Source organism: Hydrogenophaga palleronii NBRC 102513 (assembly GCF_001571225.1).
Taxonomy (GTDB): Bacteria; Pseudomonadota; Gammaproteobacteria; order Burkholderiales; family Burkholderiaceae_C; genus Hydrogenophaga; species Hydrogenophaga palleronii.
In genome coordinates this window covers 1-13,664 of the sequence record NZ_BCTJ01000057.1, presented here as the reverse complement: position 1 = coordinate 13,664, position 13,664 = coordinate 1, and the positions used below count along the sequence as shown (strand labels likewise).

Annotated in this window: 13 protein-coding genes and 1 tRNA gene; 6 read left to right on the top strand and 8 right to left on the bottom strand. The window is 65.6% G+C overall.

The annotated features are described in order from the left end of the window. Window positions 1-139: 139 nt before the first annotated feature. The gene (locus HPA01S_RS21305; protein ID WP_066273310.1) at window positions 140-1,111 is read right to left on the bottom strand and encodes a porin; all 972 of its coding nucleotides are present in this window, start codon (window positions 1,109-1,111) and stop codon (window positions 140-142) included. A gap of 213 nt (window positions 1,112-1,324) precedes the next feature. Here HPA01S_RS21305 and HPA01S_RS21300 point away from each other — a divergent pair, with 213 nt between their 5' ends. Together HPA01S_RS21300 and HPA01S_RS21295 are read left to right on the top strand one after the other, a co-directional pair. Continuing rightward, window positions 1,325-2,572 carry an NAD(P)/FAD-dependent oxidoreductase gene (locus tag HPA01S_RS21300; RefSeq protein WP_066273308.1) on the top strand — a complete coding sequence of 416 codons (1,248 nt, stop codon included), beginning with the start codon at window positions 1,325-1,327 and terminating at the stop codon, window positions 2,570-2,572. Between the two features lie 216 nt (window positions 2,573-2,788). Further along, entirely contained in the window at window positions 2,789-3,157 is a 369-nt protein-coding gene (locus tag HPA01S_RS21295) for a hypothetical protein (protein ID WP_169801568.1), read from the top strand. Window positions 3,158-3,264: 107 nt separating this feature from the next. Here HPA01S_RS21295 and HPA01S_RS21290 read toward each other — a convergent pair. The 7 genes from HPA01S_RS21290 to HPA01S_RS21260 form a co-directional block, all read right to left on the bottom strand. Further along, window positions 3,265-3,340: transfer RNA gene (locus HPA01S_RS21290), tRNA-Thr, on the bottom strand. 28 nt (window positions 3,341-3,368) lie between these two features. Continuing rightward, a complete protein-coding gene (locus HPA01S_RS21285) occupies window positions 3,369-4,379 on the bottom strand; it encodes a class 1 fructose-bisphosphatase (RefSeq protein ID WP_066273304.1) in 1,011 nt (336 codons plus the stop codon). Window positions 4,380-4,401: 22 nt separating this feature from the next. Next, on the bottom strand, window positions 4,402-7,101 hold the full coding sequence (gene pepN / locus HPA01S_RS21280; RefSeq protein ID WP_174525313.1) for an aminopeptidase N: 2,700 nt from the start codon (window positions 7,099-7,101) through the stop codon (window positions 4,402-4,404). A gap of 3 nt (window positions 7,102-7,104) precedes the next feature. Next, window positions 7,105-8,209 (bottom strand): peptide chain release factor 2 gene (prfB, locus tag HPA01S_RS21275; RefSeq protein WP_157085135.1). Its coding sequence is split into 2 segments (ribosomal slippage): window positions 7,105-8,127 and window positions 8,129-8,209, totalling 1,104 coding nucleotides; the frame shifts between segments, so codons are not numbered across the junction. 67 nt (window positions 8,210-8,276) lie between these two features. Next, complete coding sequence (locus HPA01S_RS21270; protein WP_084360891.1) at window positions 8,277-8,816, bottom strand: hypothetical protein; 540 nt, start codon at window positions 8,814-8,816, stop codon at window positions 8,277-8,279. Window positions 8,817-8,911: 95 nt separating this feature from the next. Then, window positions 8,912-9,829 (bottom strand): alpha/beta fold hydrolase, encoded by a 918-nt coding sequence (locus HPA01S_RS21265; protein WP_066273311.1) that lies wholly within the window; start codon window positions 9,827-9,829, stop codon window positions 8,912-8,914. Window positions 9,830-10,046: 217 nt separating this feature from the next. After that, window positions 10,047-10,721, bottom strand: coding sequence for a YiaD family glycine zipper/OmpA-like lipoprotein (locus tag HPA01S_RS21260; RefSeq protein WP_066273296.1), 675 nt, complete (start codon window positions 10,719-10,721; stop codon window positions 10,047-10,049). A 170-nt stretch (window positions 10,722-10,891) separates the two neighbouring features. On the opposite strand from HPA01S_RS21260, the gene HPA01S_RS21255 reads away from it, so the two are divergent. The 4 genes from HPA01S_RS21255 to HPA01S_RS21240 all read left to right on the top strand — a co-directional run bounded on the left by HPA01S_RS21255 (window position 10,892) and on the right by HPA01S_RS21240 (window position 13,593). After that, window positions 10,892-11,935 carry an aldo/keto reductase gene (locus tag HPA01S_RS21255; RefSeq protein ID WP_066273295.1) on the top strand — a complete coding sequence of 348 codons (1,044 nt, stop codon included), beginning with the start codon at window positions 10,892-10,894 and terminating at the stop codon, window positions 11,933-11,935. 105 nt (window positions 11,936-12,040) lie between these two features. Then, window positions 12,041-12,532, top strand: a complete 492-nt coding sequence (locus HPA01S_RS21250; protein WP_066273294.1) for an aminoacyl-tRNA deacylase — start codon at window positions 12,041-12,043, stop codon at window positions 12,530-12,532. A gap of 75 nt (window positions 12,533-12,607) precedes the next feature. After that, entirely contained in the window at window positions 12,608-13,231 is a 624-nt protein-coding gene (plsY, locus tag HPA01S_RS21245) for a glycerol-3-phosphate 1-O-acyltransferase PlsY (protein ID WP_066273293.1), read from the top strand. Continuing rightward, window positions 13,228-13,593 carry a RidA family protein gene (locus tag HPA01S_RS21240; protein WP_066273292.1) on the top strand — a complete coding sequence of 122 codons (366 nt, stop codon included), beginning with the start codon at window positions 13,228-13,230 and terminating at the stop codon, window positions 13,591-13,593. The genes plsY and HPA01S_RS21240 overlap by 4 nt, the downstream gene beginning before the upstream one ends. Window positions 13,594-13,664: the final 71 nt, after the last annotated feature.

The following is a 13,664-nucleotide window of genomic DNA, read 5'->3' as shown; positions in this document are numbered from 1 at the left end:
GGCGGAGCCGGACCCTCGGTGCCTCTGGAGGGGGAGGCCTCTCTCCTCCAAGCAAAAAGCCCCCTCACCCGAAACCGGGTGAGGGGGCATGAAACCTTGGAATAGGTAAGGAAGTAACTAACTCAGGGGTGGTGTGCGATCAGAAGTCGTGACGCACGCCGACCGAGTACATGCGACGGTCCAGCGTCTTCACGCCAACACCGTTCTCGACCGAACCGTCCAGCAGCGCGCCGTACAGGCGGGTGCGCTTGGACAGCGTGTAGGTCACGCCGGCCGACAGGGCGGAACCCTTGGCGGCGGTGGTGCCGGCCACGTTCTTGGCCTTGCTGTAGGCGTAGCCCACCGACAGGTCGATGTTGCCCATGGGCACGTTCACGCCGATGGTGTAGCCGTTGGCCTTGTTGCCGTTCTTGATTTCAGCGCGGTTGTAGCCAGCCGAGAGGCGGGCCACGCCGAAGTTGTACGCACCGGCGACGGTGGTGTACTCGCGGCTGTTGGCCTTCTGGTCCTGGTAACCGACACCCACGTCCAGGTTGCCGGCCTTGTAGCGCAGGTTGAAGGCGGTGGTGTCGGCCTTCACGGTCGCGTCTTCGTCCAGGCCATAGCTGGCGCCCACGCTGAAGCCGCCGAAGGAGGGCGACTCGTAGCGGATCTGGTTGCTGGCGCGGCTCGAGTAGTCGGCGACACCGGCGGTGTAGGCGATCTTGGTGGAGCTGAATTCCGAATCCCAGAGGTTGCTGCTCACGCTCAGGTCGCGGATGTCGTCGAACGAGGTGTCGTGACGGCCAAGCTTGACCGCACCGAAGCCGCCGCTCAGGCCGACGATGGACTGGCGGTCGAAGGCGGAGCCGGCGGCTTGCGTGCCGGTGCTGCTGTCGAAGCCTTGTTCCAGACCGAAGATGGCCTTGAGGCCGCCGCCCAGGTCTTCGCTGCCGCGCAGGCCCCAACGGGTGGAGGACAGGTTGCCGCTGAACAGTTGCGTGGTGCTCACGCCGTTGACCTTGTTGGAACCGATCGAGGAGTCGATGCGGCCGTACAGGGTGACGTTGGACTGCGCCAGGGCAGCGCCCGTGGAGGCCAGGACGGCCAGAGCGACGAGGCTCTTCTTCATGTAATTGCTCCGATGAAAAGGATGCAGGGCGGTGGGCCCCTGCTTCTTGCACCATGCAAGAAGTCCTGTGTATTTCACCGAAACGCAGAGAAAGCTTTGTGACACTTCACTGTCACAAGCGGGTTTCCCCGCAGATACAACAGATGCCCTTCCAGCTTCACGGGGTGTCATCACACTGCCATAAAAATGGTGGCAACTAGAATCACTTTCAGCATGACGCACGACATCATCGTTCTTGGCGCAGGCATGGTCGGTGTGGGCTGTGCGTTGCATTTGCAGGCGCGCGGCCAGTCGGTCGCCTTGCTCGACCGGCGCGCCCCCGGCCTCGAAACCTCGTACGGCAACGCCGGCATCATCCAGCGCGAAGCCATCGCGCCGTATGCCCTGCCACGCGATCTGGGCTTTCTGCTCACGGGTGCGAGCAACCGCCGTGTTGACGTGCGTTACCACGCCAAAGATGCCGCTCGCATGCTCGGGCCACTCTGGGCCTACTACCGCAACTCCGCGCCAAGGCCATATGCCGAGATCTCGCGCCAATACGAAACCCTGATCGCACGCTCGCTGGAGACCCACACCCAGTTGATGCGCGACGCCGGTGCCGAGGCCCTGGTGGCCGGGCAGGGTTACCTCATGCTGTATCGCAGCGAACGTGAATTGCACAGCTTCTTCAAGGAAGCCGACGAGCGCGCCGGCTCCGGCGTGAACCACATCAAGCTGAGTGGCGCGGACGTGGCGCGTGAAGAACCCGCATTGCTCGGCACCTTCGCCGGCGCCGTGCGCTGGACCGACCCCGTAGCCATCCGCAGCCCGGGTGATCTGGTGCAGGCCTACGCGAAACTCTTCGAGCAGCGCGGCGGCGCGGTGCACCTGGGCGACGCCATGGCACTGCACCGCACCGATGACGGCGGCTGGCAGGTGGGCACCGCAGACGGGCAAACGCTGTGCGCGCCGCAGGTGGTGGTGGCGCTCGGGCCATGGAGCATGCAGCTCACATCGCGCTTCGGCTACACCGCACCGGTGATCCCCAAGCGCGGGTACCACATGCACTACACACCGCTGCCGGACCGACCGCTGAACAGCACGGTCATCGATGCCGAATACGGCTACGTGGTCGCCCCCATGAAAGACGGCCTGCGCCTGACCACCGGCGCCGAGCTGGCTTACGTGGACGCCCCGCGCACGCCGAACCAGATCGAAGCCGCCGAGCGCATCGCACGGCAGAGTTTCCCGCTCGGTGCCCGCGTGGAAAGCGAACCCTGGATGGGCACACGCCCCTGCATGCCCGACATGAAACCGGTGTTCGGCCCGGTGCCCGCAGTACCCGGCATGTGGTGCGCCTTCGGCCACGGCCACCAGGGCTTCACCCTCGGCCCGATCACCGGCGAACTGCTGGCAGCGATGGTGACGGGCGCCACGCCGCGGGTGGATGTGCGGCCGTTTTCGCCGGATCGATTTGGCTGAACCTGCAGGTTTTGTCTTTTACTGTTGCCCGGCAGCCGACCGAAGTCTGGTTTTTTTCCATCGAGGAGAGATGTGGATCGATTCACCAGCGCGATTAGGGCTGCTTGCGACAGCGAGAACTGGTACGCAGCGCTTTCGATGGCACTGTCTCTTCCAGACGTGTGTGGCCGTTTGGAGGACCCCTCACGGGGCTCAAGGGTTCGGTACGTTGAGTGGGTGCAGAAGTGGCTGGAGCCCAAATACACGCGCCTGATTGGGCCACACAGGGAAAAGCACGTTTTTCTTTGTGCTGAGGATTTCTATGCGCTGCGTTGCAGTTATTTGCACGAAGGCAGCGACGTTCTTGAGCAGCGGGCCAGGAAGGCGCTGAATGATTTCCACTTTATTTCGCCGATGAAAGACGGCTCACTGATACACATGAACCAATCAAACGGCACACTGCAACTTCAAGCGGACATTTTTGCTATGGATGTCGCGGAGGCCGTTGATGCTTGGGCTCAATCCGTTGTGAGCGACGTCACGATTCAACAGCGAATGGCGAGCCTGCTGGTTGTCCATGACAGCTCAAGAAGCCTGCGGTTCTAGCGAGATCTCTCACAGGTGAGCGCGAGTTGCCAACAGAACAAGCGGTGGTTAGGTCGCAGCTGCATAGAAAAAGCCCCTGACCATGACAGTCAGGGGCTTTTGTATGTTGGTGCCGGAGAGATGAATCGAACACCCGACCTTCTCATTACGAATGAGCTGCTCTACCGACTGAGCTACACCGGCAACGCCCGCGATTATAGCCGGATGTGGATCAAGCTTCGCGGTGGTAGGTGGTCACGCGTTCGACTTCGTTCTTCGAGCCCAGGATCACGCTGACGCGCTCGTGCAGTTTGCCGGGTTGGATGTCGAGGATGCGTTCGCGGCCGTTGGTGGCGGCGCCGCCGGCTTGTTCGACCAGCCAGCTCATGGGGTTGGCTTCGTACATCAGGCGCAGCTTGCCGGGTTTGTTCGGCTCGCGTTTGTCCCAGGGGTACATGAAGATGCCGCCGCGGGTGAGGATGCGGTGCACGTCGGCCACCATGCTCGCGATCCAGCGCATGTTGAAGTCTTTGCCGCGCGGGCCTTCCGTGCCCGCCAGGCATTCGTCCACGTAGCGCTTCACCGGCGCATCCCAGTGCCGCATGTTGCTCATGTTGATGGCGAATTCCTTGGTGTCAGCCGGGATCTGCACGTTTTCCTGCGTCAGCACGAAGGAGCCCTGCTCACGGTCGAGCGTGAACATGGCCACGCCATCGCCCACGGTGAGCACCAGCGTGGTTTGTGGGCCGTAGACGCAGTAGCCCGCGGCCACCTGGTGGGCGCCGGCCTGCAGGAAGTCCTGCTCGCTCACGCCGGCGCTGCCGTCGGGCTTCTTCAACACGCTGAAGATGGTGCCGATGCTGACGTTCACGTCGATGTTGCTGGAGCCGTCCAGGGGATCGAACAGCAGCAGGTATTCACCCTGCGGGTAGCGGTTGGGCACCACGTAGATGCTGTCCATTTCCTCGCTGGCCATGGCGGCGAGGTGGCCGCCCCATTCGTTGGCTTCGATCAGCACCTCGTTGGCAATGATGTCGAGCTTCTTCTGGACTTCGCCCTGCACGTTCTCGGTGGTGGCCGCGCCGAGCACGCCGCCCAGGTCGCCCTTGTTCACGGCCTGGCTGATGCTCTTGCAGGCGCGTGCCACCACTTCAAGCAGCAGGCGCAATTGCGAGGGGATGTGGCCGTCAACACGTTGTTGTTCGACCAGGTAGCGGGTGAAGGAAATGCGTTTGGTGCTCATGGGTATCGGGTGCTCCAGTGGTTCAGTCGGCGAGGGCGCGGGTGACAACCTCGCGCACGTCGTTGCTCAGGTCTGGCTTGGCCGCCACGCGGGCGATGGCTTCGCGCGCGGCGCTGCGGTAGGGCTCGGCGAGTTTCTTCCAGCGGTCCAGCGCACGCGCGAGGCGGGCGGCAACCTGCGGGTTGAAGGCGTCGAGTTCGACCACGCGTTCGCTCCAGAACTGGTAACCGGCCGCGTCGGCGCGGTGGAAGGCGCCGGGGTTGGCGCTGCAGTAGCTGAAGACCACGCTGCGTGCGCGGTTCGGGTTCTTGAGGTTGAAGTCGGGGTGCGACATCAGCTGGCGCACGGCCGGCAGCACGTTGCCGCCGCGGTCGGGCGCACCGGCTTGCAGGGCGAACCACTTGTCGAGCACCAGGGCTTCGTTGCGGAACAGGACGTGGAAGCGGCTGAGCGCGTCTCGTGCCAGCGCATGTTCGCTCACCACCAGGGCCGACAGCGCGTTGAAGCGGTCGGTCATGTTGCCGGCGTCCTTGAAGTGCTGGTAGGCCTTGCCGGGCCAGACCGCATCGCCGCTGTCGCGTGCGGCCACGCACAACATGCCGAGCGCCAGGCCGGCCAGCGCGCGGCGGCCCGTGCTGGCCGGGTCGGGGCGGTAGGCGCCGTTGTCCTTGTGCTGTTCGAAGGCCCACACCCAGTCGCTCAGCAGCGCGTTGGCGAGCTGGCTGCGCATGGCTTCGCGCACGGCGTGCACGCGTTGCGGGTCAACCTCGGCCAGCTGTTCGGCGATGTAGGTCTCGCTCGGCAGCGTGAGCACCAGCTCCTTGAACGCGGCGTCCAGCTGCGGGTGGCGCAGCACGTCGCGCATGGCCGCAATGAAGGCTTCGTCCAGCGGTGCGCCGGCCACCGGGCCGCCGTCCTGGATTGCCTTGAGCGCGCGGCGCAGGGCCAGGCGCTGGCCGGCTTCCCAGCGGTTGAATGGGTCGGGGTCGGCTGCCAGCAGGGTGAGCAGCTGGGCGTCGCTGTAGGCAACGTCGAGCAGCACCGGTGCCGAGAAACCACGCAGCAGCGAAGGCACGGGCTCGGCGTCGAGGTTCTCGAAGCGCAGGCTCTCGCTGGCTTGTGTCAGCACGAAGGTGTGGTTGCCGCCGGTGATGGGCTGTGCGTCCGGTGACAGTTGCAAGGGCAGTGGCTGGCCGTCGGCGCTCAGCAGGCCGAGCGTGACCGGGATGACGAAGGGCTCTTTCAGCGCCTGGCCCGGTGTCGGCATGCAGCTTTGCGCGAGGGTCAGGGTGTAGCTGCGTGTGGCAGCGTCGAACACGCCTTCGGCACGCAGTAGCGGTGTGCCGGCCTGGCTGTACCAGCGCTTGAACTGCGGCAGCAGGCGGTTGAGGTCGCTCTCGGGGTTGGCGTCGGCCACGGCCTGCGCGAAGTCGTCGCAGGTGACGGCCTGGCCGTCGTGGCGCTCGAAGTAGAGCTTCATGCCCCGGGCGAAACCGTCGCGGCCGACCAGGGTCTGCATCATGCGCACGACCTCGGCGCCTTTTTCGTAGACGGTGACGGTGTAGAAGTTGTTGATCTCGGCGTAGCTGTCGGGGCGCACGGGGTGCGCCATCGGGCCGGCGTCTTCGGGAAACTGCGCGGTGCGCAGCACGCGCACGTCTTCGATGCGCTTGACCGCGCGCGCCGAAGGTTCGGCGCACAGGTCCATGCTGAATTCCTGGTCGCGGAAGACGGTGAGGCCTTCCTTCAGGCTCAGCTGGAACCAGTCGCGGCAGGTGACGCGGTTGCCGGTCCAGTTGTGGAAGTACTCGTGGCCCACCACCGACTCGATGTTGGCGAAGTCGGTGTCGGTCGCGGTGGCGCTGTTGGCCAGCACGTACTTGGTGTTGAAGATGTTGAGGCCCTTGTTCTCCATCGCGCCCATGTTGAAGTCGCTGGTGGCGACGATCATGAAGCGCTCCAGATCGAGCGGCAGGCCGAAGCGGGCTTCATCCCAGGCCACGCTGGCGATCAGCGAGTTCATCGCGTGTTCGGTCTTGTCCATGTCGCCGGGGCGCACATAGACCTGCAGCAGGTGCTGGCCGCCGCTGCGCGAGGTGATGCGCTGCTCGCGCGCCACTAGCTGGCCGGCGACCAGCGCGAACAGGTAACACGGCTTCTTGTGCGGATCGACCCATTTGGCGAAGTGGCGGCCATCGGGCAGGGCGCCTTCTTCCACCAGGTTGCCGTTGGACAGCAGCACCGGGTACTTCGCCTTGTCGGCGCGCAGCGTCACGCTGTAGCTGGCCATCACGTCCGGACGGTCCAGGAAGTAGGTGATGCGGCGGAAGCCCTCGGCTTCGCATTGCGTGAAGAAGGTGCCCTGGCTCACGTACAGGCCCATCAGTTGCGTGTTCTTCTCGGGCACGCAGATGGTGAAGATCTCCAGGTCAAACGGTTCGTGGCCCTCCGGCAGGCTCTCCAGCACCAGCTGGTTGCCATCGATCTTGAACGAGCAGCCGGCGCCGTTGACCAGCACCCGCGCCACGCTCAGTTCTTCGCCGTCTAGGCGCAGGGCCTGGGGCGGCACGTCCGGGTTGCGGCGCACCCGCATCTTGTTGAGCACACGGGTCTTGGCCGGGTCGAGGTCGAAGCCGAGGTCGACGCTGTCGATCCAGTAGGCCGGGGCGGCGTAGTCTTCTCGGCGCACCACGGTGGTGGGGCCTTCACGCAATGAAGTCATGCATCACACTCCCAATTTGAGCGAGGCTTCAATGAAAGGGTCGAGGTCGCCGTCCAGCACTTTTTGCGTGGCGGAGATTTCGACGTTGGTGCGCAGGTCCTTGATGCGGCTGTTGTCCAGCACGTACGAACGGATCTGGTGGCCCCAGCCCACGTCGGTCTTGGTGTCCTCGAGCTTTTGCTGCTCTTCCTGGCGCTTGCGCAGTTCGTGGTCGTACAGGCGCGAGCGCAGGCGTTTCCACGCCACGTCGCGGTTGCTGTGCTGGCTGCGGCCGTCCTGGCACTGCACCACGATGCCGGTCGGGATGTGCGTCAGGCGCACGGCCGAGTCGGTCTTGTTGATGTGCTGGCCACCCGCGCCCGAGGCTCGGTAGGTGTCGGTGCGCACGTCGGACGGGTTGATGTCGATCTCGATCGAGTCGTCCACCTCGGGGTAGACGAAGATCGAGGCGAACGAGGTGTGGCGGCCGCCCGAGGAGTCGAACGGGCTCTTGCGCACCAGGCGGTGCACACCGGTCTCGGTGCGGAACAGGCCGAACGCGTACTCGCCCTCGACCTTGATGGTGGCGCTCTTGATGCCGGCGGTGTCGCCTTCGGTCTCGTCTTCGATGGTGGTCGAGAAACCCTTGCGTTCGGCGTAGCGCAGGTACTGGCGCAGCAGCATGCCGGCCCAGTCGCAGGCTTCGGTGCCGCCCGCGCCGGCCTGGATGTCCACGAAACAGTTCAGCGGATCGGCCGGGTTGTTGAACATGCGGCGGAATTCGAGCTTTTCCACGTCGGCCGCCACCTTGGCGGCTTCACCTTCGATGGTGAGCAGGCCGGCGGTGTCACCGTCCTCTTCGGACATGTCAAACAGCTCGGTGTTGTCGGCCAGCTCGCGGGTGAGGCGGTCGAGCACGTGCACCACGTCTTCCAGGGATTTTTTCTCGCGGCCCAGATCCTGGGCGCGCTTGGGGTCGTTCCAGACCGTCGGGTCTTCGAGTGCGGACTCGACTTCCTTCAACTTCAATGCTTTGGCATCGTAGTCAAAGATACCTCCGGAGCTCGACCACGCGGGTGGTCAGGTCTTCGAGCTGGCTTCGGATGGCGTTGCTGTGTTCGGCTTCCATGGGGCGGTTTCCTGCTGTCTGTGTTCAAAGACAGGGATTTTCTCATGCCCCCGCGGGCTTGGCCGCCTCAGTAGCGCCAGGTGGTGCCGAACATCAGGGCAGCGGTGCCGAGGATCTGGACTTCGAGCGAACCCCGTTCGGAGAACCGGTAGCCCACGGCCGGGATCAGTGCCGGCGAAAAGCCGCCGACGTTCAGCGGCACCTTCTTCTTGTACTTGCCGACGTAGCCGTACATGATGCCGGCCGTCACCGAGGCATACACCTTGGGCTGGCTGGGCCACAGGCCGGGCCAGGACTTGCCGACGAAGGCGTAGGCCGAGGGTTGGCCGAAGGAGTTGCGGAACAGGCTGACGCCGCAGAAGCGGTCATTCGGCAGCAGGCGGCTCACGCTGAGTGCGACCACCCGCTTGTGCTCGTCGTCGTGTGACCAGTGGTGCGTGTAAGGCGAGAAAAAGGCTTCGTAGCGCGGGCCGGTGTCGCCCTCGGCAATGGGTTGGTTGATGCCGGGGCACAGCGTCCAGTCGGTGGCGAAGGCCGGGGACGAGAGCGCGCAGAGCAGGGACAACGCGGCCAGGGCGCGCGTGCTTTTAGGAACAGGAAGGGACATTAGAGCGGAAAACATAGGTCCCAAGTATGCCTGCCGCCTGCAGCAAGCCAGCAACAGACGGTACGGTATGACGGGCGACAAGACCTTGCGGTATCTCAGCCCCGGGCGTCGAAAAACGCCTCGATCAGGCGCGCCAGCTCCACCGGTTGGTCGTGGTGCATCATGTGGCCGGCGTCGAGCACCTCGGCGCTCTGCAGCGTCGGCACGGCACGGACTCGCTCCTTGTACTGATCGAGCGTGTAGGTGCCTTTCCACCACTGGCTCAGGCTGTCGTCGCTGGCGGTCACCGACAGCACCGGGGCGCTGATGCACCGGTACACCGCCAGCGCTTCGTCCAGCCGGTACAGGTTGGCGCTCACCACCTTGTGGGCCGCATCACCCAGAATGCGCCACTCTCCAGCCTCGTTGGGCGCGGCCCACTGGCGCGCCAGCCAGTCGGCCTTGTCGCGCGGCAGGCGCGGGTTGGTTTTCATCAGGCGTTGCGCCACACCTTCGACCGAGGGGTAACCCTTGAGGCCGTTCTCGCCGCGGTGCAGGGTCTTGAGCTCGTCCATCCACTGCGCATAACGCGCCGGTGCCTGGGCCGGGCGCGTCTCCGGCATGCCGAAGCCTTCCAGGTTCACGAGGCGGCGGATGCGCTGCGGGCGCACGCCGCCGTAAACCATGGCGATGTTGCCGCCCATGCTGTGGCCCACCAGGTCCACCGCGCGCTCGCCGGCGTAGTGGTCCAGCAGCAGGTCCAGGTCGGCCAGGTAGTCGGGCATCCAGTAGCTGTCGGGCGCCGGGCCATCGCCCTTGGTGAGGCCGAAGCCGCGCCAGTCGGGCGCGATGATCCAGCGCTCGGTGCGCAGCGCGTCCACCACGAACTGCCAGGAAGCGGACACGTCCATCCAGCCGTGCACCAGCACCAGCGGCGGCTGCGCGGCGTCGGGCTGGCCCCACTGGCGCACGTGGTATTGCAGGTGGCGGATCGGGACGAATTCGCTGCGCGACGGTTTCTGGGCTTGGTACATGCGGGAGATCATAGTGACGCGCTGCACGTGCGCCGGCCGGGGCCAGTCGTGCCAGCGACACGGCCTGCCGTGCGAGCCACCCACAAAAAAGCCCGGCGTATGCCGGGCTCCTTGAGCTCACGAACGGTTCACGAATGGCTCATGAACTGTTCATGAGCGCGTGACCGGTGCACCTCCGCTGCGCCCGGTGATCAGGCGCAAGGGGTGCGGGGCAGCATCACTTCGCGGCTGGCTCGGCCACGTAGATTTCAACCCGGCGGTTGGTCGCACGGCCCTGCGCGGTGGCGTTGTCGGCCACCGGCTGGTGCGAGCCGCGGCCGTCGGTGGCGATGCGGGTGGCGGAGACGCCGCGTGCCACGAGGTAATCGCGCGTGGCGTTGGCGCGGTCGAACGACAGCGGGTTGTTCACCGCGTCGCTGCCGGTGCTGTCGGTGTGGCCGACGATGGCCACGGCCGTGACCGGGTTGGCGTTGAGCGTGCCGGCGAAGTGGCTCAGCACGTTCTGCAGCGTGGGGCTCACCGTGGAGCGGCCGGTGGCGAAGCCGGCGTCGGCCGGCACGTCCAGCTTCAGGCGGTTGTCCGAGGTCTGGCTCACGCCGATGCCGGTGCCTGCGGTTGCCGCTTCCATGGACTTCTTCTGTTCCTGCATCTTGTTGGACCAGATGTAGCCGCCCGCCGCGCCCGCGCCGGCACCGAGCACGGCACCGGTGGCCGCGCCCTTGGAGCCGCCGGTGGCCGCACCCAGCAGCGCGCCGGCGACGGCGCCAATGCCGGCGCCCTTGGCGGTGCCGGATTGTGTCTCGCTCATGTTGGCGCAACCGGCCAGGGCGATGGCAGCCACCAGCGAGGTCAGGGTCAGGCCGCGGGTCAATCGGGTATTGAATTGGGACATGTTTTTCTCCACTGCGTTTTGGATTGGGTTGACGAAAAAAGTGCGGGCCATTCAGGGTGCGCGCCACGGGTATCGAGGCGCTTGTCCCTTGCCTGGGCCGGTGCACCCTAAACTTATACCCCGGCCTCCCGGCCCGATTGCTTCCTCTTGTCCTATTTACATCCCCTTGCATGAAAAACCTATCTTTGGGCGCCAGTGCGCTGCAGGTGACCCCCGTGTGTCTGGGCACCATGACCTTCGGCGAACAGGTGAACGAGGCCGACGCGCACAACATCCTGGACCGCTCGCTGGAGCGTGGCGTCAACTTCCTGGACGCGGCAGAGATGTATTCGGTGCCAGCGCGCGCCGAAACCAGCGGCTCCACCGAAACCATCCTGGGCAACTGGTTCGCCAAACGCCCGGGTGCGCGCAACCGGCTGGTGCTGGCCACCAAGGTGGCTGGCCCGGCGCGTGGCATGCCCTGGCTGCGTCCCGAGGTGAGCAAGGCCGGCATCGTCGAAGCCTGTGAAGCCAGCCTGCGCCGCCTGCAGACCGATGTGATCGACCTGTACCAGATCCACTGGCCGGCGCGCAACGTGCCGAGCTTTGGTGCGATTTATTTCGATCCCGCCAAGGACAAGCCCGCGCCGTCGGTGCTGGAGCAGCTCGAAGGCCTGGCCGAGCTGGTGCAGGCCGGCAAGGTCAAGGCCGTCGGCCTGTCGAACGAAACGCCTTACGGCGTGCACGAGTTCGTGCGCCTGGCCGAACAACACGGCCTGCCGCGCGTGGCGACGGTGCAGAACCCGTACTGCCTGATCAACCGCAGCTACGAGAACGGCCTGGACGAAACCTGCCACCGCCTGGGCGTGTCGCTGCTGGCGTATTCGCCGCTGGGCTTCGGCCTGCTGAGCGGCAAGTACGACGAAACCGGCCTGGTGGGCGACGCAGGCCGCATGGCGATCTACGAATCGATGCGCAAACAGCGCTGGGGCCGCCCCGAAGCGCTGGACACCGCACGGCGCTACAACGCACTGGCGCGCGAGCACGGCCTCACGCCCACGCAGATGGCGCTGGCGTTCTGCTACACCAACCGGCGCGTGGCCAGCACCATCATCGGTGTGACCAGTGTGGCGCAGCTTGACGAGTGCCTGGACGCCTGGGGCACCACGCTCTCGCCCGAGTTGCTGGCCGCCATCGACAAGATCCGCTGGACGCACCGGGACCCCGCGCAGTGAGGGGAGTCCCCTCGGGGGGTGATGCCTGTGGCCCGTCCGGCGCTGGTCGCAGGGCGGTACCACGGCATCTCTGGATGAAGACAGTGCAGCAACCCGCGTGATCCCATGGCGAAGAAGACCCACATCAGCGAAACCCCCGCCACCGCCTGGCTCAAAGCCCATGGCGTGGCATTCAGCGAGCACCCTTACGAGTACCTGGAGCACGGCGGCGCGCAACACAGCGCGCAGGTGCTGGGGCTGGACCCGTTTGCGGTGGTGAAGACCTTGATCATGCAGGACGAGGCAGGCAAGCCGCTGGCGGTGCTGATGCACGGCAACCGCACGGTGTCGACCAAGAACCTGGCGCGCCAGATCGGTGCCAAGTCGGTCGAGCCCTGCAAGCCCGAGGTGGCCAACCGGCACAGTGGCTATTTCGTGGGCGGCACCTCGCCCTTTGGCCTCAAGCGCGAGATGCCCGTGTGGGTGGAGGCTGGCGTGCTGGAACTGCCGCGCATCTGGATCAATGGCGGGCGCCGCGGCTTCCTGGTTGGCATCGATCCCGCGGTGCTCACTGCGACACTGGGTGCCCAGCCGGTGCAATGCGCGCTGGCAGAATAGAACGCCTGCGCCAACGCCGCAGCAGCAGCCGCAACACGCGGCGCAACGACCCTACAAGAACGAGGAGCACCTGCCATGATTTACCCCTTGCTGGCCACGCTGGCGGCCTACCTGATCGGCTCCCTGTCCTTTGCCGTGCTGGTGAGCCGGCTCATGGGTCTGAACGATCCGCGCACCTACGGCAGCAAGAACCCGGGTGCCACCAACGTGCTGCGCTCCGGCAACAAGGCCGCCGCGGTCATCACCCTGCTGCTGGATGCCCTCAAGGGCTGGTTGCCGGTGGTGGCGGTGAAGTGGTGGGGCGAGGCCTATGGCCTGGGCGAGGGCACGGTGGCGCTGGTGGGCCTGGCCGCCTTCCTGGGCCACCTGTATCCAGTGTTCTTCCGCTTCCAGGGTGGCAAGGGCGTGGCCACGGCAGCCGGTGTGATCGTCGGCTTCCAGCCCTGGCTGGGTCTGGCGGCGCTGGTCACCTGGGTCATCATCGCCTTCTTCTTCCGTTATTCCTCGCTGGCGTCCATCGTGACCGCGGTGTTCGCGCCCGCTTACTTCCTGTTCGGCCACCGCGTGGCCTGGGACGCGCCGGGCGTGCAGGTGTTGAGCCTGGCGGTGATGGGCGTGCTGCTGATCTGGCGGCATTCGGAAAACATCAACCGCCTGCTCGCAGGCACGGAAAGCAAACTCGGAGCGAAGAAGAAATGAGCACGTCCAGCGACATCACCCGCATCGGCATGGCCGCGCGCTACAGCGAGGCCGCCGTGTTCAATGGCGTGGTCTATCTCGCGGGCATGGTGCCCGAGCGCGGCGACACCGACATCACCGGCCAGACCGAGGACGTGCTGGAACAGGTGCGGCAGCGTCTGGAGGAGGCGGGCAGCAACAAGTCGCGCATCCTGCGCACACAGATCTACCTGACGGACATCAACGACATCACCGCCATGAACGTGGTGTGGGACGCCTGGGTCGTGCCCGGCACCGCCCCGCCACGCGCCACGGTGCAGGCCGCACTCGCCAACCCGGCGTACCGCATCGAGATCGTGGTGACGGCCGCCGTGGCCAACTGATCGGCTGTCAACCAACCACCCGCAGCGCAAGAAACAACGCCAGCCAGAGGCATCCAGGGTTCGGCTGCGCC

Excerpts from the sequence above, each read along its gene's own strand:
- HPA01S_RS21305 (WP_066273310.1), bottom strand. The coding sequence starts at position 1,111 with ATGAAGAAGAGCCTCGTCGCTCTGGCCGTCCTGGCCTCCACGGGCGCT.
- HPA01S_RS21300 (WP_066273308.1), top strand. The coding sequence starts at position 1,325 with ATGACGCACGACATCATCGTTCTTGGCGCAGGCATGGTCGGTGTGGGC.
- HPA01S_RS21285 (WP_066273304.1), bottom strand. The coding sequence starts at position 4,379 with ATGAGCACCAAACGCATTTCCTTCACCCGCTACCTGGTCGAACAACAA.
- pepN (WP_174525313.1), bottom strand. The coding sequence starts at position 7,101 with ATGACTTCATTGCGTGAAGGCCCCACCACCGTGGTGCGCCGAGAAGAC.
- HPA01S_RS21270 (WP_084360891.1), bottom strand. The coding sequence starts at position 8,816 with ATGTCCCTTCCTGTTCCTAAAAGCACGCGCGCCCTGGCCGCGTTGTCC.
- HPA01S_RS21265 (WP_066273311.1), bottom strand. The coding sequence starts at position 9,829 with ATGTACCAAGCCCAGAAACCGTCGCGCAGCGAATTCGTCCCGATCCGC.
- HPA01S_RS21260 (WP_066273296.1), bottom strand. The coding sequence starts at position 10,721 with ATGTCCCAATTCAATACCCGATTGACCCGCGGCCTGACCCTGACCTCG.
- HPA01S_RS21255 (WP_066273295.1), top strand. The coding sequence starts at position 10,892 with ATGAAAAACCTATCTTTGGGCGCCAGTGCGCTGCAGGTGACCCCCGTG.
- HPA01S_RS21250 (WP_066273294.1), top strand. The coding sequence starts at position 12,041 with ATGGCGAAGAAGACCCACATCAGCGAAACCCCCGCCACCGCCTGGCTC.
- plsY (WP_066273293.1), top strand. The coding sequence starts at position 12,608 with ATGATTTACCCCTTGCTGGCCACGCTGGCGGCCTACCTGATCGGCTCC.
- HPA01S_RS21240 (WP_066273292.1), top strand. The coding sequence starts at position 13,228 with ATGAGCACGTCCAGCGACATCACCCGCATCGGCATGGCCGCGCGCTAC.